Genomic DNA, 759 nt, shown 5'->3' on the forward strand with positions numbered 1-759 from the left:
TTCCATCATGATGGTACCTCCCGGAGTTTCGTAACAGCCACGAGACTTCATTCCCACCAAACGGTTCTCTACGATATCAATACGACCCACACCGTGTTTTGCGCCTTTTTCGTTTAAGTAAACTAGCGCGTTGTATGGTGTCATCGCTTCACCATCCACTGCCACAACTTCACCTTTTTCGACTTTCAACGTAACGTATTCAGCTTCATTTGGCGCTTGTTCAGGGTCAACGGTCCAGACCCAGCAATCTTCGTTTGGTGCATTCCATGTATTTTCTAGCACACCACCTTCAGTAGAAATGTGCCATGCGTTCGCATCACGTGAGTAAATCTTCGTTAGAGACGCTGAACAAGGAATGTTACGCTCTGCAAGGTAATCCAGACATTGTTCGCGGCTCACTAAATCCCACTCACGCCATGGAGCGATAACGTGTAGATCTGGTGCTAACGCAGCACACGCGCCCTCGAAACGCACTTGGTCGTTACCTTTACCAGTACAGCCGTGACACAATGCGTCCGCGCCCACTTTACGTGCCACTTCAACTTGCGCTTTAGCAATGATAGGACGCGCCATTGATGTACCCAACAGGTATTTACCTTCGTAGTAAGCACCGGTTTTTAGTGTTGGGTAGATGTAGTCTGCCACCATTTCTTCTTTTAGGTCAGCGATGTAGCACTCTGATGCGCCAGATGCTTTTGCTTTCGCTTCGATGCCTTCGAGTTCTTCAGCACCTTGACCTACATCGGCCACGAAAGCGAC

General features: G+C 48.9%; 1 protein-coding gene. It reads right to left on the reverse strand.

Going from position 1 to position 759, the window contains the following annotated elements:
• On the reverse strand, positions 1-759 hold a 759-nt coding region (locus R8O10_RS24850), incomplete at both ends, for an argininosuccinate synthase (protein WP_318191906.1).

Source organism: Vibrio sp. 1727 (assembly GCF_033344415.1).
Taxonomy (GTDB): domain Bacteria; phylum Pseudomonadota; class Gammaproteobacteria; order Enterobacterales; family Vibrionaceae; genus Vibrio; species Vibrio alginolyticus.